Annotated in this window: 11 protein-coding genes; 6 read left to right on the top strand and 5 right to left on the bottom strand. The window is 31.9% G+C overall.

Translation table 11 applies throughout. The features are described from left to right. The first annotated feature begins 231 nt into the window (after positions 1–231). The 6 genes from GBO31_RS08180 to GBO31_RS08155 all read left to right on the top strand — a co-directional run bounded on the left by GBO31_RS08180 (position 232) and on the right by GBO31_RS08155 (position 7465). Positions 232–750, top strand: a complete 519-nt coding sequence (locus GBO31_RS08180) for an RNA polymerase sigma factor (RefSeq protein WP_219007841.1) — start codon at positions 232–234, stop codon at positions 748–750. 71 nt (positions 751–821) lie between these two features. Continuing rightward, on the top strand, positions 822–1784 hold the full coding sequence (locus tag GBO31_RS08175; RefSeq protein WP_219007840.1) for a FecR family protein: 963 nt from the start codon (positions 822–824) through the stop codon (positions 1782–1784). A 197-nt stretch (positions 1785–1981) separates the two neighbouring features. Then, positions 1982–4564 carry a TonB-dependent receptor gene (locus GBO31_RS08170; RefSeq protein ID WP_219007839.1) on the top strand — a complete coding sequence of 861 codons (2583 nt, stop codon included), beginning with the start codon at positions 1982–1984 and terminating at the stop codon, positions 4562–4564. A gap of 4 nt (positions 4565–4568) precedes the next feature. Next, entirely contained in the window at positions 4569–5372 is an 804-nt protein-coding gene (locus GBO31_RS08165; RefSeq protein WP_219007838.1) for a DUF4249 family protein, read from the top strand. A 174-nt stretch (positions 5373–5546) separates the two neighbouring features. Then, on the top strand, positions 5547–6413 hold the full coding sequence (locus GBO31_RS08160) for a hypothetical protein (RefSeq protein ID WP_219007837.1): 867 nt from the start codon (positions 5547–5549) through the stop codon (positions 6411–6413). A 164-nt stretch (positions 6414–6577) separates the two neighbouring features. Next, positions 6578–7465 carry a phosphatase PAP2 family protein gene (locus GBO31_RS08155; RefSeq protein WP_219007836.1) on the top strand — a complete coding sequence of 296 codons (888 nt, stop codon included), beginning with the start codon at positions 6578–6580 and terminating at the stop codon, positions 7463–7465. Positions 7466–7491: 26 nt separating this feature from the next. On the opposite strand, the gene GBO31_RS08150 is transcribed toward GBO31_RS08155, so the two are convergent. Genes GBO31_RS08150 through GBO31_RS08130 form a run of 5 tightly spaced genes read right to left on the bottom strand, consistent with a single transcriptional unit; the run spans position 7492 to position 19663 of the window. Further along, the gene (locus tag GBO31_RS08150; protein WP_219007835.1) at positions 7492–8394 is read right to left on the bottom strand and encodes a GyrI-like domain-containing protein; all 903 of its coding nucleotides are present in this window, start codon (positions 8392–8394) and stop codon (positions 7492–7494) included. A gap of 1 nt (position 8395) precedes the next feature. Continuing rightward, a complete protein-coding gene (locus GBO31_RS08145; protein WP_219007895.1) occupies positions 8396–9793 on the bottom strand; it encodes a vanadium-dependent haloperoxidase in 1398 nt (465 codons plus the stop codon). Then, positions 9780–13043, bottom strand: a complete 3264-nt coding sequence (locus tag GBO31_RS08140) for a VCBS repeat-containing protein (RefSeq protein ID WP_219007834.1) — start codon at positions 13041–13043, stop codon at positions 9780–9782. Before GBO31_RS08140 ends, GBO31_RS08145 begins: the two co-directional genes overlap by 14 nt. 22 nt (positions 13044–13065) lie before the next feature. Further along, positions 13066–16380, bottom strand: a complete 3315-nt coding sequence (locus GBO31_RS08135) for a VCBS repeat-containing protein (protein ID WP_219007833.1) — start codon at positions 16378–16380, stop codon at positions 13066–13068. Between the two features lies 1 nt (position 16381). After that, positions 16382–19663 carry a VCBS repeat-containing protein gene (locus tag GBO31_RS08130; RefSeq protein WP_343211293.1) on the bottom strand — a complete coding sequence of 1094 codons (3282 nt, stop codon included), beginning with the start codon at positions 19661–19663 and terminating at the stop codon, positions 16382–16384. Between the last annotated feature and the right edge of the window lie 78 nt (positions 19664–19741).

Raw genomic sequence — 19741 nt, 5'->3', positions numbered from 1 at the left:
AGGAAAAAATAGAATTGAATCTATCATTAAAAAACCTTCCTTATTCTATTAATATGGAATATAGTGAGCAATTGTATCTATTTTTTTTTTAACACCTCATTATATTTTCAAAATCATTCTCTAGAGTTAACCATTTCAAATAATACAAGTAACTATTAAAGCAGTAATGTAATAGTAGAAACTTTTGATCGTTTTTTGTATAACTTAGCAACTGCTGTTAATCCTTGATTCTTGAGTAAAACAAATAAATCCAATACCTCCAAAGAAGATAAGTTCTCTTATTTGTTTGATACGTATTATCAAAAACTGTACAACTACTCCTATAAAGTTATAAAAGAGATCAATCTTGCTGAGGAATTGGTTCAGGAAACCTTCATAAAACTTTGGGAAAATTTTGAACAGGTTAAAGATTCTGAACGTTCCATTGAATCCTTTTTGATCACCACGCTAAAAAATAAAATCATTGATGATTACAGAAAAAAACAAACTCGTGAAAAACACACCAACCTATATGCGCTAAATACTCCCATCGAAACCCAAATTAATAGAGAATGGGAACTAGCCCAACGCATTGAAGAAATTTATACTACTCTTGAACAAAAAACCAGTGATATTTTCAAATTATCTAGAGATAAAGGGCTTACTTATAAAGAAATTTCTGAGCAAAAAGAAATTTCAATTAAAACCGTAGAACTCCACATTTCAAAGGCTTTAAAGACATTCAAAAAAGGTTTAAAAGATTATTTTTAATAAAAATGAGACTTTTTAATAGGGTGTAACTACTTGGCATACGTCTTATAAGTAGTTAACACCTTTTAAGGATGGAAGATTTTAAAATTACAGAAAGTGAACTTTGGGAATATATCTCGAAAACTGCCAATAACATAACAATTAAAAAAGTAGAGCGGTGGATGCATTCTTCAGATTTTGATGAAGCTTTATTCAACAATATAAAAACGATTTATAACAACACCGCTACTCCAGCTCCATCTACAGAACTAGCGAAAGACCGATTTTTCAGGTCTGTTCAACCCAAAAACAAAAAAGTGGTCTGGAAAGATTACCTCAAGTACGCTGCTGTGTTAATTATATTAATTTCTGGAGCATACTTCTACAATATCATCTCTTCTAGCGAAAATCAACTCATAGTGCAAACAACCTTTGGAGAACAAAAAAGTATCCAGCTATCAGACGGATCGAAGGTTTGGCTAAATGCTTCAAGTAAATTGTCTTATGCCCCTGAATCTCCAAGAACATTGTTCCTACAGGGAGAGGCGTTCTTTGAAGTTGCTAAAGATTCTTTAAGACCTTTTACCGTTACTACACCAGATCATATTACGGTAACTGCATTAGGAACTAGTTTTAATGTCAAATCTTATACCGATAGCCAAACCACGGAAACAAGATTACTTACTGGAAAAGTTAAGGTTACTTCTGACAAACAGTTTTCCAAAAGCATATTCATGAATCCTGATGACAAAGTAATTTTCAATAAGGATACTCAAGAAATAACGAAATCTAAAATGGATATAACGGAGTCTAACATAGCCTGGATGGAAGGCAAAATACAATTTAAAAACAAGCCTTTTAGCGAAATAGCAATCGACTTAAAAGCACAATATGGTACAGAAATACGATTTAAAAATAAAGACGTTGCTGCTACTAGATTTACAGGTTCTTTTGATAATGCAACTCCGCTAGATGAAATTTTTGAAATATTAAAAATTTCAAAGGATTTTACATATAAACTAAATACCAAAGCTAATGAGTGGATAATCCAATAAAAAAGTGAGGAAACGGCAATTTCCTCACTATACATGCTAAAAAATTCTAATCGCGAAATCAGTATCAATTAACAATATTCAAATGTATGAAAATAAACCTTTTCGGGGTCATGACCTGGCCTGAAAATAGTTATAGGAACGCCTTTTTTTTAATGAAATTATCCTTCTTTTTTTACCTTATTTTTTGTTTTCAACTCTTGGGATTCCATGGGTTTTCTCAAAATAACATAACACTTGAGGAAGAAAATAGCTCATTAAAGTCAATCATTCAGAAAATCGAAGAACAGACATCTTATCGTTTTATTCTAAATAATGACGTAATAGATATTAATCAGGAGTTTAGTATTAAAGTTATAGAAAAAGATTTAGAAAAAACTTTAAAATTAATTTTCAAGAATTCTACAATTTCTTATAAAATCAAAAAGAAACATATTATCCTTTCTGAATCTAAAAGAAAATCGAACGATTTCACCATTAGTGGGATTGTTAAGGATTCGAGTACAGGTGAAACCCTTTTAGGAGCTAGTATCATTGTAACAGATACAAACCAAGGAATATTTACTAATGAATATGGTTTTTATTCTATAACCCTACAAAAAGGAGATTACTTTTTAGAAATTTCATATTTAGGTTATACCACCAAAAAACTAAAAATTCAATTACAAGAAGACACAAATTTCAACATCGAACTAGAACCAGTCCCTAGTGAGTTAGACGAAGTGATAATAGCTTCTAATCATAATAATAAAAGTCAGGTAAAACCCATTCTTGGTGGTACAAATATTTTGACTACTTCAGAAATCAAAAAAATACCATCTCTATTGGGAGAACCTGATATTACAAGAGCTGTTTTAACTCAAGCAGGAATTAATAGTATTGCTGAAGGAACTAGTGGTTTTAATGTTAGAGGTGGAAATGTAGACCAAAATCTAATTCTATTAGACGAAGCTCCCTTATATAACACCTCTCATTTATTCGGATTGTTTTCCATTTTTAATACCGATGCAATAAAGATACTAAAGCTATATAAAGGCGAAACTCCTGCGCGTTTTGGAGGTAGAGGATCTTCGGTACTAGAAATTCAGCAAAGAAATGGAAACTCGAAAAGAATCAAAGGAGAAGGTGGATTAGGATTACTGTTTTCTGGATTATCAATAGAAGGACCTATTAAGAAAGATAAATTAAGCTTCTTAGCTTCTGGTAGACGATCCTATTTTGATGTGTTTTTTCCATTATTCAAAGGAAATGAAGCTGTTGATAAGTTCCTTTTTTATGATTTAAACACAAAACTTACCTGGAACATTAATAAAAATAACACATTATATGCTTCAGGTATTTTTGCAGCAGACGTCATTAAATTCAATCAAGAAGAAGAAAATGGCGAAGGAGGATTTGATACAGATTTAGATCTTGGATGGACCAATACTACTGCTACCCTAAGATGGAATCATATCTTCTCAAACAAATTATTTTCAAATATTACCGGAATTTACAGTAAATATGATTTCTCGTTAGGGATTAGGGAAGATCTTGAAGGAGAAGATTTTGAAGAAACTAGCAATAGATTTGTTGAAAATTGGATTTTTAAACCCGATTTTACCTATTATCCGAATCCTACTACGCAAATGCGATTTGGACTCTACAATAATTTATACTTATTCGTTCCCAAACTAAATAATACAGAAGTCAACGAAGTTCTTGATAAAGAAAAAGCACTAGAACTAGCAACGTATTTCAGCATAGAAAAACAATGGAACAAATTATCCTTACAAACAGGATTGCGCTATTCGTGGTTTGCAAATTTTGGAGAAGAGCGTATTGCTATCTACGATCCTAATTTTCCTCAAACGCCAAGTAGTATAATTGGATATAGAGAAGTTAGTAATAATGAAATATCGAAAAGCTATTTTGGTTTAGAACCACGAATATCTTTAAAATATAATCTTAACAATAGAAAAGCTTTCAAAATCGGATACAATAGAATGTTTCAATACATTCATTCCATTACCGATCAAACCATACCTTTACCTAACAATATATGGAAACCTGCTGGTGAGCATATAGCTCCTTTAGAAGTGAATCAATTTTCTGCAGGATATGCGTACGACAGCAAGAATCAACACTATAACTTTTTGATAGAAGGTTATTACAAGGCGTTTAGCAATATTGTTGAATATAAAAACGGAGCGCAATCGGGAGCACTTGATAATCTGGAAACCGAACTAGTTCCTGCCCAAGGTTTTTCTTATGGGCTAGAAATATCTGCCTATAAAAATAAAGGGAAATTAACAGGAAACGCAAATTACACCTATTCTGTTTCTAAACGAAAAACAAAAAGTAATTTCTCTGCAGAACAGATTAATAACAACACTTATTTTCCTTCAAATTTTGACAGACCTCACATATTTAATGTTACGGCAAATTATAAATTATCTAAAAAATGGGAAATAGGAGCTTTTTTTACTTATCAAACGGGAAGACCTATCACACAACCTAATGGAAGATTTACTTTTGATGGAGATTCATTTATTACCTACTCCGATAGAAATGCATTTAGAGTTCCTGATACGCATAGAGCAGACATCTCGTTCACCTATACACCCACTGACAACACAAAAACCAATTGGAAAGGAAGTTGGAATTTTGGCGTATACAATGTATATGGGCGAAAAAATGCATTCTCTGTTAACTCTGTCTTTGACGGCAATCAATTAGAAACCTCTCAAATTTCTTTTATAGCCGCTCCAATTCCATTCATATCCTACAATTTTAAATTTTAGACTCATGAAAAAACTACATATATACATAACACTTATTGGATTATTTACATTGATTGGTTGTGTTGAGGATATTAATCCAAACTTTGAGTTTGAAGAACAAGTATTTATTTCAGGATTAATGACTCATGAAGATGGATTTGTTTCGATTCAGGTGCAAAAGACAGTTTCAGTTACGGATACAACTTTTAGTGCTGTCAATGATGCTCAAGTATCCTTATTTACAAAAGATGCATCCAACACCGTTTCCTTAGTTTCCAATTCTTTTGATATCGAAAATGGAACATACACTACTTCAGAAATGATCACTCCAATTATTGGAAATATCTATTGGATAGAAGTTATGTTACAGGATGAAACTGTATTTATCTCAGAAGAAGAAGTTTTGACACCACCAATTCCTATAATGGATATGGTAAAAAATGGAAACACCGTTACGCTTAGTATTACTGGACCTCTTGATGAACAAAACTTCTATTTATTTAGAATAGAAATTATTAGGGATGGCATATTATTTTCTGATGAAATAGGTGTTGGTCTTGATAGAATCATCAATGAAAATGAAGAAAAATTCCTTACTATCGGTGACATCAATGACGGCGATACTGTAAAGGCAAGTCTCTATAATATTAACTATTCTACTTTTCAGTTTTACAGCAATGTGGTCAGTAATTTGGGAAATGAGCCAGAAGTATCCGCTTTGTTTTTACCTATAAACCTTATTGGCAACATTAAGAATATAACCACCAATGAAGTAGCACTTGGTAATTTTGGCGTAGCAGGATTTAGCGTTATGACTCAGGATTTCTAAATCAAACATACAAATACCTTTTTATCAATTAGTCTTGGCACAGCATTGCCTTGACCTTACTCCACAATTTTTAACAATTCGCAAGCTCAAAACCATAACCACATAATAACAAGATGGTTATCCATTTTAAAACTTGCTCAATTCAATATTTATAAACTATAAAAACAATAACAAATGAAACATTATTTTAAGTACACAACAGCCCTTATTGTATCCTTATTTTTTATCAACTGCAATTCTGACGATCCAATTATAATAGATGAGCCTTTGGAGATATCGCAAGAAATTAAAGATCTAATTTATTTTAAAGGAAATGAAGAAGCCCCAACTGTGCTCATCAATGCGCAAAGTGGACCGGATACAGAGCTCAGCACAGGAGAAGTCGATGAAATTTTTCAAACATTTGACACATCCAACCTTCTAGTAGTCAATGTACATCAAACACAAACATTAGATTCGAGTCTAATTGAAAACAATGACATTACCTTTAATCAAGCAATTGATTTTGATACAGAAAGTATCGAGATATTTTCTAAAGTTGTACAATATTTCAAAGATCAAGGTAGAACGGTATATGTTTTAGGTATTTCTTTCGGTGCTTTTATAACACAAGAACTCATTGCAAAAAAAGGAATAGATGCTGCTGACAAATATTTGATTATGGTAGGAAGATTAGATCTGAATGAAGTTGTTTGGCAGGCCTTTTCTGAAGGAAGATTTGGGTATTTTGAAAACGGAGTTACTCCTGTTATCGAGCAAGAAATTGGAACAGATGTAATCAATAGAAATCTAGATAGACTAGCTGCAGGATTAGGGATGAATAGATATACTGAACTACTGAACACATTTGATGATTTATCCAAAATCACTTATATCTATGGAAAAACGGATGAAGCTGTTGGTAGACTTACGGATGTAGAAATAGATTTTTTAGAGTCTAAAAATGTTACAATAATTGGTGGTGAAGGAAATCATGATGAAACTATCAATGATTTTATAGTACAGGGATTCAGCGAAGCTTTTGGAATACAATTGCAATGATTTATATGTCAAAAAAATAATCGATTTTACTAAAAATCAATTTTTTAAAAACCCGAATAGATCATTCGGGTTTTTCATTTCAATTAAGGGTATTAAAAAAGCAATTTTCTATATTTCATTTTCTTTACCAATAAGTTCTTATTTTTGTTTATCAAACTAGTCTTATGAAACGTTTCAATATCTTATCCACTTTCTTATTGGTTTTTTTACTTTCTACAATTACATATGCTCAAGAAAAATTAGAAGATACCACAGAGAAAGATTCGATTCCTTCTACTGAAAAATCTTCTTTTGAAATGACTAGATGGCAAATGTTAAAATACGATGGTGTTTCTGCATTTGGAGGATTGAAACATGCCTATACACAACCATTTCGATGGAAAGGCAAAGACTGGGCAACTTTTGGAGGAATTGTGGCTGGAACTGCTCTGATTTATTTAATTGATGAACCTGCTAATGATTTTTTTACAGATCAAGAAGACGATATTCCTGGATTTGTTAAGGAAGCTGGTTTTCGATTTGGAAAACCCATTGTAAACTATGGATTAACTACTGGAATATATGCTTTCGGACTGATTACAAAAAATGAAAAGGTTAGAAAAACAGGAGTATTATTAATAGCTTCGGCTACCGCTGGAGGAATTATTCAAACTGTTAGTAAAACACTTGTAGGTCGTGCAAGACCTACCGCTGGGAAAGGTAAAGATGCTTTTAAGTTTTATAGTAGTGAAGCAGATTACCACTCTTTTCCTTCTGGTCATTCTATATTATCATTTACCACTGCTTATGCCATTGGAAAACAATTTGAAAACCCTTATGTACGAGGAGGTATTTATGCGCTTGGACTTGTATCTCCAGTGTCAAGATTATGGGCAGGAGCTCACTGGCTTACCGATGTGACATTAGGTATAGTTCTTAGTGTTGTTATTGTGGATGGTATTGATAATTACTTAAACAGAAATGAACGCTACGTATACGATAGTAAGAAATTCAAAATCAAATGGGATCTTACTGTTGGTGCAGGTCAATTAGGAGTCATCGGTAGATTCTAAATATCATCACTATTTCTTAGTAATTTTTACTTTAAAGGCATAAAAACTTCTGCTTTCCAGGTAGCTGCGTTTCCATCTTGCATTGGATTATTATAAAAAATTTCTAAAGGTTTATTTTTAATAAGAATGTCTCTTCTTTTAGCATATTCTAAAAGAGCAAACCAAGCTTGATCACTATTCCTATAATTCCCATAAAAAACAGCTTTTATAGCCTTTTTAGGTACTGTTTTATGATACTTTGTTGTAGCATCTATAGGTAATGAACCTGTGTGTTTTACAGGAAATCCAAACTCGAATTGAATTTTATCATCTACCTTGTTCCATTCCTTAATTTTAACAAATGGAGCTCCATTTACTTCTACATTATTTCTCATCATTTTTGGAAAAAAATCTGAATTTGCTTGCATCATCATCCCTGCTTTATTCGTTCGATTTGATGTAGAGCTAACATAAAGATATTCTAAAGCTGGTATTTCAGACTCTCCTTCAATTCTGATTTTAAAGGTTCTAGCAAAATAATTTAATCCTTTTCCGAATTTTTGAAATTCTTGTTTTAATGATCTCGTAAAAGTTGTTTCTCCGGTAAGTATTCGCAATCGGTTCATTAATGAATGACTTCCTGAATGCACACCTACCTTTATTTTAGATATAGAATCATTGACACTTGTTATGCTCCAATCTAAATTTAAAATAGTGTCTTGCAATGATACCTTTTGAGATACTTCCTTATACAAGGTTGTATCAATTGTAGTAATATTTTTGGTTCTCACATCTTTACCCCAAGATTCCCATCCAATAATTTGATGATAAACACTTCCTGGAGCACCTTTAGACATAAAAGTAACTTGGTAATCATATTTTTTGATGAAGAAATACCATACACCTAGTGCAACTAGTATTGCTAAAAAGAAAATGATCGCTTTTTTCATTCTAATTGGCACTTACAACTTCAGAATTTGGAGCACTCATTTTTAACTTACTAATCACAAAAGTTCCTAAAGAACGCCCTTGATCTAATCCTAAATCGATCGCTGCTCTGTAATGAATTCCGCCATATAATCTACTGATAGCAGCTTCATCCGCTGCTTTATTAAAAGATGTAAAAGAGCGCACAGGAAGACCATATTGTAGTTCTGTATCATCATCAAAAGCAAAATTATCTCCAAAAATATCCGTTAACACTGTTGAAGCAGCTCCAGATACTACAGAATGCCCACTAGTGTACTCAGGGAATGGAGGTGTCTGTAAAACCGGAGTCCAGTTCTCGTCTATATGCTGATTAATAAGTGTTTCTGGTCGAATCAGATTACTTCTATATTTCTCATCCCAACAACTAATAAAAGCATCTGCAATAGCTATGGATGTTTTGGTATATGCAAAAACAGTTTTAGCAAAATCAGAGTTTGTTTTCTTACAGGCAATTTTACAGATCCCAATCCAATGTGCTCCTGGAGTAATTTTTTTGGTGGCAAACATTAAATGTCCTTTATGGGTAGACACATAAGGGTTACAATCCCAAAACTGAGCAATTTCTAATTTTTCAGATTTTTCTCCTTCTTCCTTGATTTGGTTTCCTACTTCATATGTTTCCATTAATTCCTTGTAGAACGGAGTATCTTTTTCTAAAGAAAAGTCTGGATATCTGGCAGGTTTAAACTGGGAAGACGAATCTATAATAGAAGGTCTTATTTTTTTCCAATGTGGTTCTATCCCATCCATATAATCAGGAGGAGTAGGTTGCCATCTAGAAGGATCTTCAGTATTTACGGAAAATTTTGGCATCGTTCTGGTCTGAGCATAATTATCAGAACCGTACCATTCTTTTATATGTTCTGCAACCGCTAATCCGTAAGTTTTAGAATCGGTAAACATTTCTTCATTCTGCAATTTCCAAGAATTATATAAACTATCTCTGTATACTTCAACACGATCTTCAGAAAAAAGCAACGATTTTCCAACTTCAAGATACGCAACCAAAGCAGCAAGTTTATAGTTGATGTTTTTTGTGGTATCAACTACGGGAATAGATTTTAAATTATGCAATTGATTCGATAATGTTTTATAACTATTTCCTTCCTGACTGATTACTTCATAGGCTGCAATATTTGAATAATTGTAGATCCTACTAGCTACTGGTGGTGAAAAAATATCATGCACCATAACTTCAGTAATTTTATCAACTGCTTTGTGATAATCATCAGAAGTAATCTCAATTTCCTTAGCTTCTTTTTGGCAAGCACTCAAAAGCATTGCAAAAGAAACAAAAACAAGCAATTTCTTGCTCTTTATCAGATTTAATACTCTTTTAGATTCATCAAAGTATTTCATATAGCTCTGCTTTTTCATTGTTTATGGTGATTAGCAAATATTCCTTATTTGCAAAATTAATAATATTTAATCCTCTTACAGATTTTTGGCTTAGATTGATTCCTAATTCCGATGTATTAACAACAGTATTTCCTGTCTTCAATATCGCTCCAGCAAACCCATCAAATCTACCATGATATGGAATAACTCCAAAATAATTCCCAGCTAAGAATACTTCTTCTTTACCATCTTTATCAAAATCGTATTTCAACATAGACATTATCGGAGCTAACTGAAGTTTACTTTCAAAAGGAACAAATGAAAATATTCCATTCTCATTTTTCAAATAACCAGAGGCTAACTCATGTACTTGAAACAATCTAGCATTTTCTAATGCTTCCTTTTCAAAAATTTCTTCTATAGTCTTACCTGCAAAACTAGTATAATTCGTGAATTTCTTCTTTAGTAAATTTAACTGACTTGACAATTCATCTAAACCAAGTGTTGTGTAGTATTTTCCATCCTGAGGAATGGCTAAAATTGTTTCTGTCGTACGGTTGTTGTCAAAATCTGCATAATACATTTTTAAAGGAGTATCCGAGGAAGCTTTTAATTTTGTATTCAATCCGAAATTTCCAACAATATAATCTATATCTCCATCTTGATCGATATCGAAATCAATTATGGATTGCCAAAGGCCATTTAATCTTTGTTTTGAAATCTTATTCGTAACATCTATCAATTCTCCATTGTTATTCTTAAAAAAATGTGGTGACATCCATTCTCCCACTACGATTAAATCTTTCACTCCATCGCTATCAAAATCGCTCCAAATAGCATCCGTAATCATACCCACTTCTTGCAAACTTTTGTTTTGCTCTATTTCAAAATTTCCTTTCTCGTTGAGCAAGAGATAAGAATTTGGCATTTTACCAAAATCATTAGAAACTGAATATCCTCCAACAAATACATCTAAATCTCCGTCTCCATCTATATCATTTACTTTAATAACAGATTCATGTTCGTATAATTCTGGAAAATTCGATTTTGATAAACCAGCATCAGAATTAAGATATAATCTATCAATAAGTTCTTTGGATTTTCCATAAAATTCACCACCAGAAGAACCAACTAAAAGATCGTTTTTGGCATCGCCATTTAAATCTGCAATAATAGCTGTTACCTCTTCTTTCTTTTTATCTATTTCTAGAATTTCTAATTGCTGCTCTTCAAAACCAGTATCCTTTTGTATAAATATTTTTGAAGGTTCCAGTTTAGAACTCCCGAAGAAAACATCATCCTTTCCATCTCCATTTAAATCTCCAATTGCTGTTGCAGGTCCACGATCAGATATTTTATAAGGAATTAACTTTTGTCGATTAAAATCCGTGTAATTATTTTCTTTATGTGCATAATTTAATCCAGTAACCGAATCAATTTTTCGAAACCATTTTTCGGTAGTTGGAAATAAAGCATCATAATCTACTTCTTTTCTTTTGTACACCAGTTTTATGGTTAAACTTTGATTCGTATTGATATTCTCTGCTACCTGAATTGTATTATCAGGCCATATAATTTTCAAGGAATCTATCTTCGTAATGGAATCATACCCAAAATGAACGATGGGTTCTGAAGAGGATTGAAAACCTTTAGAAGTGAATAGCTGTTTATATTGAGTAATACCGTTATGATAAGATATTACTTTGGTTCCTAATCCAATTTTGTTTTTGTCTTTAAAGTTAAATTTCAGCTTTAAAAAAGTACGATTTTGATCCGTTTTATTTCGGTAAAAAGAAGCAGGAGCATTTATATTATTGGTAACAATATCTAAATCTCCATCATTATCAAAATCTGCATAAGCGCTTCCTGTAGAAGCAGTGTTTTCCTGAGGCAACCAACTGGAAGATGTATTTGTAAATCTGATTCCTCTATCTCCTTGAAATATATAATTTGGCACCTTTCCAGAAGGCATAATATCTAAAGCCTCATTATCTACTAACTTTGAACTATTGAGTTTTTCTTGAATTTTTTCATTAGAAATGTATTTGATATAGTCTAAATCATTCGGTCTTTTAGGAATACCATTGGATATAAATACATCTTGTTCTCCATCTTGATTATAATCTGCAAATAAGGCTGACCAACTCCAATCGGTAGCAGCGATTCCGCTTAACAAAGCAGTTTCTTCAAAATGACTTCCTTTATTAATTTGAAGCATATTTCGTGCATACTGATAATGATACCCTAACCTTTCAATTCGCATTTGAAGCATATCAACGGTTTCATCTCCAGCTGAAGCTTTTAATACCGTTTCTTCTTCTGGAGTCATATCTAAAGTGATGATATCTGTAAATCCATCATGATTGATATCTGCCACATCACTACCCATAGAAAATCGGCTTGTATGTCCAAAATTTTGCTTTAACGACTCAGTAAAAGTTCCATTTCCGTTATTCAAGTAATAGTAATCATCTTCATGAAAATCATTACTCACATATATATCGGTATATCCATCATTATTAAAATCTGCAGTTGCTACACCAAGGCCATATCCATTTCCTCCTCCGAAAATACCAGCTTCTTCACTTACATCCGTAAATACTTCTCCATCATTACGTAATAATTTATCTCCGCTACTAGTACTTCTTCTATTTCGAAGCTTAGCACTACCAAAAGAATTCTGAGTATGAACTGCATGATTCAACAAATACATATCTAGATCTCCATCATTATCATAATCAAAAAAAGCTGCTGATGTAGAATAGTTTTCAAAATCTAGTTTATAAGAAGCCGCTTTTTCTGTAAATGTATTATCTCCGTTATTGATATATAGTTCGTTTTTTCCTTTTAACCCTTGAAGACCTACCACTGCACAAACATAAATATCTAGATATCCATCTCCATTAACATCAGTCATTACGGTTCCTGTATTCCAATCAGAATTTCCTGCAACTCCAGCTTTATCAGTTATATCCTCGAACTGAAAATTTCCTTTATTGAGGTATAGTTTATTCTTTCCTTGATTTGAGGTAAAAAAAACATCGGGTAAATCATCTTTATTAATATCTCCAACAGCTACTCCTGCTCCATTATAATAATAGAGGTAATCTAAAATATTTAAGTCTTCGGTAGGTTGTAAAGTATTTTGAAATGTAACATTCGTAGTTTCAGAAGTTATTTTTTCAAATAGACTTCCTTGCTCCATCTGTTTTTTTTGACATCCAACTAAAAACAATAACCCTAATGATACTATGAGTGCTTTTTTATTCATCTTTTGAAATTCAAATCTAAGACTATTTTGCATTCATTTTAAAAATCTTGGGCATTTGGTCATTGATACCAACCAATAGATATTTATCCCCAGATTTATTTTTCATCCATCGCATTGCTCTTACTTCGTCTTCTACCAAAAAACCAGAATTTTTCTGATTCACAAATCCTCCTTTTTCGTTCCCTAGTAGTACATTTCCTCGACTCGCATCTAATCGAGAGAATTGTGGTTTGAAATTGTAATTATTACCTGCTACTATAACATCTAAATAACCATCATTATTTATATCTTCTGTTTCGATATCGCAAATGCAAGACAACTGCGTTTCTTTAGGAAGTTCCTTGATTTCAAAAGTTAAATCTCCATTATTATACGCTATCAAACTTGAGAAAGTATTCACTTCTTTAATAATAGTATTTTCTAAGATTTCCTTAGAAAAGAGCTCATCAATGGATTTGGTAGCATACTCTGAAAATTTAAGATTCTGTTTTTTCAATATATTGATTTGTGCTGTAATTTCCTTCTTCAAATGTATTGGAACATCCTTTCCATTAATCGTTTGTGTAACAATTTGTTCTACAGTTCCATTATTATCAAAGTCATTAATATACATTCTAGTTGGTTTTTCTTCATTACTTTGATAGATGGAATTTAAACCTCTATTTCCTAGGATAAAATCAATATCCCCATCTTTATCAATATCCGTTGCTTCTATAGTATTAAACCAACCCGAAACTTTATCTAAATTAGTAGTAGCTATCGTTAATTTCTGGCCGTCATTAATTAATATTTTAGGAGACATCCATTCTCCTACCAAAATCAAATCTTTTTTTCCGTCTTTATTAATATCTTGCCAGCTAGCATCAGTAATCATCCCTATTGACTTTATAGCTGTTGCCTTATTAACAGTAACATCTGCAAAATTACCTTTGCCATCATTTTCTAACAAATAACTATCTGGAGAAACTCCATATATACCTATGGTACTATGACTACCTGCAAAAATATCTATGTCCCCATCTTGATCATAATCATAGGCTGTCAACACAGATATATTGGTATTGGTTGGTTTTATTATATTTCCTCTAGAGAAATTACCTTTTCCATCATTTAGGTAGCTTCTAACACCTGTTCTAGCACCTCTAAAATTACCTCCAGACCCAATAACCAGATCTACATCTTTGTCTCCATCAATATCTTCAAAAATAGCTGTTACATCTTCAAAAAAATCTTCAGTTTCAAACTTGGTTACTTTCAATTTTCCTGAAGTATTTTGGGTATACAACTTTCCTTTTTGGCCATAAGCACCTCCTATAAAAACATCATCATTTCCATCATTATTAACATCGCCAATAGCAATCGCTGGGCCTTCTCTAGATTGCATTTTATAAATCAAACCTTCGTAATCGAAATCTATATAGGGATCTTCCTTATGTTCAGTAAGATTATGAGTTATTTCTGTAAAATATGTAGTACTTTTTCCAGTGACATACTCAAATTGTTGATTCGCATTCTTATGATCCAAATTGATTTGCTTATTCAAAGTCACTTTATCCAGCAATTGCGATTTTCCATCTGGGTAAATAACTCGTAGTGAATCTACCTTATTATTTTCTCCAATTCCGATAGTCATCACATACTCAATAGAAGATTGAAACCCTCTAGAAGGAATCAACTCTTGGCGAATCACCTGATCTTTTACATAAGCCTCAACTATACTACCAATAGCATATGTGTTTTTATCACTACCAGTGACTTTAATCTTTAGGTAATTGTTGCCTTTTTTCTGGCTATTATTTTGGTAAATACCAACTGGCATATTAAAATTATTCACTACTACATCTAAGTCTCCATCATTGTCAAGATCTCCATAAGCAGAACCGTTAGAAAAGGTAGGCTCATTAAAACCCCATTTTTCTGTAGTATCTGTAAAACTTAAATCTCCATTATTTTTAAAAGAATAATTAGGTATTGGTGTAGATGGCATCTTGTTAATAATAGAATCCACTTCTTCCTTTTTCCCTGTTAGGGTCATCTTTTGTATAATATCATTTGCAAAAAAGTTCATGAAATCTTGATCTGTAAGATCATGATAGATTCCGTTGCTTACATATATATCTCGATATCCATCATTATCCATATCGAACAATAGCGCTCCCCAACTCCAATCTGTTTTAGCTACCCCACTATAAAAAGCTATTTCAGAAAAAGTATTATCTCCATTATTAAGCTGAAGAGAGTTCTGCATATATTGATTATAGAAATCTCTGCTTTTCTTTAATTTGTATACATCATAACTTTCAAAAGAACTTGTTTCTTTAAGTCGTAGATCATCTTCAGGAAGCATATCCGTTACAAAAATTTCTGGGTATCCATCATTATTAATATCTGCCATATCAGCTCCCATAGAAGAAATACTAAGATGTTTAACCCAGTCTTTAATTTCTTCAGTGAATGTCCCATTGCCTTGATTTATATACAAATAGTCCCTTTCATAGAAATCATTCGACACATAAATATCTGGAAGTAAATCCTTATTCACATCACCAATAGTGACACCTAGTCCAAATCCTATAAGACTTCCAAATATTCCTGCTTCTTCACTTACATCTGTAAATACGCCATTATCATTCCTCAACAACTTATCTCCTCCACCTTTTAATATTTCAGGTATGTCCCAGTCTTTTGCTCTTAAATTTCTTTTGTTTACATATCCTAAACTACTTACAGGAATAAAACTATTATTAAGGATATAAACGTCTAGATCACCATCTCTGTCATAATCAAAAAAAGCTGCATGTGTAGTAAAACCGCTATCTGCAAGATTATATACTGATGCTTTCTCTGTAAATGTTAAATCACCATTATTGATAAAAAGTTCATTTTTTTGATCATCTCCTTCTACATTTCCAGCATTACAAACATAGATATCTAACAATCCATCTGCATTGATATCCACCATTACAACTCCGGTAGACCAAGCATTTTTCCCAATTGTCCCTGAAGATTTTGAGATATCTTCGAAAACAAAATTACCTTTGTTTAAGTATAATTTGTTCTCCTTTTTATTTGCTGTGAGATAAATATCTGGTAATCCGTCATTGTTAATATCTCCAATGGCAACTCCTCCTCCATTATAAAAATTTCGGTAAGTAAAAATATTGAAGTCCTTTTCGTTATTTACTTGATTAACAAAATCAATATTCGTTGTTTCTGGTGAGAGTTTAGCAAATAATGTCTCTTCGTTTACAACTACTTTATCCTGCTCTTCTTCTTCTTGCTCTTTACAAGAAAAAAACAAAACTATTATGAGTACACTAAATAAAAATTTATTCATTCTATTTTTTTATCTTTTTAACTAGCTGAATACTATCATTATTGATTCCAAATACTATATAATCCTCTCCTTTTACGTTGATCGATTTAATCGATCTTACAGCCCCATTAATTTTTAAACCAGAATCTTTACAGCTTTCAAAGCTACCTTTTTTAGTATTTATTAGAATTGTTCCGTAAGAACCGTCTAATCTACTTAATTGTGTACTTATCTCATAGCTATTACCTCCAAGAATTATATCAGGATACTGATCATCATTTACATCTTTAATCAAAATATCATGTATCGACGAAATTTGTGCTTCCCAAGGAAGTTCATTAGCTTCAAAACTAAGATTACCTTTATTCTCAAAATAGGTTGTCTTCAGTGTAAATACCCGTTTTTTTTCTGCCTGATCAATTTTTTCTTTTGAAAAATAGTCTGTAAAATTTGCTTCCGCAAAAGCTTTATATGATAAAAACTTCTTGTTTAGCATTGGAATTTGTTTGGTAAGCTCATCTTTAGTTGCTATTGGTGTTTCTCTTCCTTTATAAAAATAAGTTACAATAGGATCTATTTTTTGATTATTGTCAAAATCCGCAAGATATAACTGTATTGGCTCTTTTTCTGATGCCTTTAATCGGCTATTTAATCCCCAATTACCAGCGATAATATCCATATCACCATCATTATCCATATCCTCTATTGCAATGCAATTCCACCATCCATTGGTGTTCTTCAATGAAAGGCTCTCTTGTTTTTCTAGATTCCCATTTTGATTATTAATAAATATAGTTATTGGCATATAATGACCAGCAATCACTAAATCTTGGTAACCATCGTTGTTTATATCTACAAAATTTGCATCATATACTTGACCGATTGTTTCAATATCTGGAACTATTTTTAATGTACCATCGATAAAATTACCTGTACCATCATTCAAAAAAAGATAATTTTTTGGGGTTTCTCCATAAAAACCAGCAATACTATTACTTCCAATAAAAATATCTTGATCACCATCTTTATCAAAATCGGCTGTAATCACCACTGCGGCATTTATTTTGACATTTTCAAATGCCGTTGAACTTACTTCAAATATTCCATTATTGTTAAGAAATAGGACTGGAGTTGATTCATATCCATCATAATTTTCATTTCCTCCATATACGGTTATCAAATCTAAATCACCATCGGCATCAGCATCAAAAAAATGTTGATTCACGTCTTCATATTTTTTATACAATTCAATATCCGTTTGTTCCGTTTTTTGAAACTCTCCAGTTTTCTTCTGCATAAATAATGTCCCAGATCTAAATCTCCCTCCAGGAATAAAAATATCATCCAACTGATCATTATTTACATCAACAACGGATAGATGTGGACCTTCATTGGATATAGCATATGGTGCTAATGGCTCAATACTAAAATCTTTAGTTTCATAGTCTTGATGTTTAAATTTCAGCAAAGAAGAGTCTTTTTCAAAAATCTTTTGGCTTTTAAGAACATCAATAGAAGAAGTATTTATTTTTTTTTGATCTAAAAAATTTAAAGAATTTATATGTATATCTTTATGTACAGAAAAATTTCCATTAGGCCATTGTATCTGAATGGAATCTATTTTTGTACTATTTCCAAGTCCAAAATGTATAATAGGTGAAACTGATGATAAATAACCTCTTGTTGGGTTTATACTAGCCATTTGTAGCTCGTTATTACTATAAAGTGTTGCTGTTGCACCAATTGCCTGTGTATTTTGTTGTATGCCTTTTAATTTTAATCTAACATAATTATATTTCACTAAGGTATCTGAACGATTTTTATAAATAAAAGCATCATCATCTATATTATTGGTCACTATATCCAAATCTCCATCATTATCTAAATCTGCGTAAACTGCTCCATTACTATAAGATGGTAGATTTTCCGTCCATTTTGCAGACATATCTGTAAACGTTAAATCTCCTTTATTCGAATAAAAATAATTGGCTGTTTTCTTATTTGGAAGTTCATCTATTAATGCTAAATCATCTTTAGTCATTCCATCTTCAATACGTTTTTGAATATTCTCATTAGCTATAAAACTAATAAAGTCCATATCATTGGTCGCTCCTTTTATTCCATTGGAAATAAAAACATCTTTAAAACCATCGTTATTTAAATCTGCAATAAGCGGCGCCCAACTCCATTCAGTGGCAGCAATTCCAGAAAAGAATGCTATTTCACTAAAATTATCATTCCCTCTATTGAGTTGCAACGCATTTTGCATATACTGAGGATAATATCCATTTTTAAGATATTGGTTATATATGTTAAATCCATGTTCTGTTCCAGAAGATTTATAGGTGGTTAGATCTTCAGGCAGCATGTCCAATGACAAAACATCAGCTAAACCATCATTATTGATATCAGCAATATCAATACCCATAGAAAAATGGGATGTATGTTGAATTGTATTGTTTTCGGATGTAATTATTTCTTTGAATGTTCCATTTTTTTGATTGACATACAAGTAATCATTCTCAAAAAAATCATTCCCAACATAAATATCTGGATATCCATCATTTGTAACATCGTTGATACTGATACCTAATCCATATCCAATAGGACCTTGAAAAACACCCACTTCTGAGGAAACATTCTGATACTTTCCATTATCATTTCTATATAACCTATCTCCTGATAAAGAATCAATCTGTTTTCTCTTAGATCCTCTTCCATAAGAACGATTAGGGTGTACAGAGTGGTTTAAAAGATACATATCCAAATCCCCATCCAGATCATAATCAAAAAAACTAGCTTGTGTTGAGAAACTGGATATATCAAGATTATAATGAGCAGCTTGCTCTTTAAATACTGGTATACTATCACTATCCAAACCTTGATTTACGAACAACTTATTCTTTCCAGTCATCCCTCTATAGTTTCCAATTTTACATACATAAATATCCTGTAAACCATCACTATTTATGTCTACCACTGTTACTCCTGTTGACCAGCCATCCTGATCTTTTAAAAGCTCTGAAGTAATTTTTTCAAAATGAAAGTCTTTCCTATTTATGTAGAGTTCATTTTCTTTCTGATTAGAAATAAAATATAAATCTTCCCAACCATCATTATTAAAATCAGCAACTGCTACTCCCGCTCCATTGTAGAAATAAAGGTATCTCAGAATATTAAGTTCCGGAGTACTTTCTAGTCTATTTTGAAAAGTAATACCTGTTTCTTTTTTTGGCAGCAGCTCGAAAAAATACTTTTCGTTTTCTTCTTTTTTACATGAAATCAAAAGAATCACGAAAAGCACACTAAGTCTTATATTTTTTAGGTAATTAATCAACTATTTTGAATACGTTAAAATATAATAATTAGTAGAGCCCTTCAA

Origin of the sequence: Aquimarina litoralis (assembly GCF_019295435.1) — a bacterium.
GTDB classification, from domain to species: Bacteria; Bacteroidota; Bacteroidia; order Flavobacteriales; family Flavobacteriaceae; genus Aquimarina; species Aquimarina litoralis_A.
The sequence above is the reverse complement of the archived record's forward strand: the minus strand, read 5'-3'. Positions and strand labels throughout refer to the sequence as shown.

Coding starts and splice junctions, on each gene's coding strand:
- GBO31_RS08135 (WP_219007833.1), bottom strand. CDS start 16,380: ATGAATAAATTTTTATTTAGTGTACTCATAATAGTTTTGTTTTTTTCT.
- GBO31_RS08145 (WP_219007895.1), bottom strand. CDS start 9,793: ATGAAATACTTTGATGAATCTAAAAGAGTATTAAATCTGATAAAGAGC.
- GBO31_RS08175 (WP_219007840.1), top strand. CDS start 822: ATGGAAGATTTTAAAATTACAGAAAGTGAACTTTGGGAATATATCTCG.
- GBO31_RS08165 (WP_219007838.1), top strand. CDS start 4,569: ATGAAAAAACTACATATATACATAACACTTATTGGATTATTTACATTG.
- GBO31_RS08140 (WP_219007834.1), bottom strand. CDS start 13,043: ATGAATAAAAAAGCACTCATAGTATCATTAGGGTTATTGTTTTTAGTT.
- GBO31_RS08160 (WP_219007837.1), top strand. CDS start 5,547: ATGAAACATTATTTTAAGTACACAACAGCCCTTATTGTATCCTTATTT.
- GBO31_RS08150 (WP_219007835.1), bottom strand. CDS start 8,394: ATGAAAAAAGCGATCATTTTCTTTTTAGCAATACTAGTTGCACTAGGT.
- GBO31_RS08155 (WP_219007836.1), top strand. CDS start 6,578: ATGAAACGTTTCAATATCTTATCCACTTTCTTATTGGTTTTTTTACTT.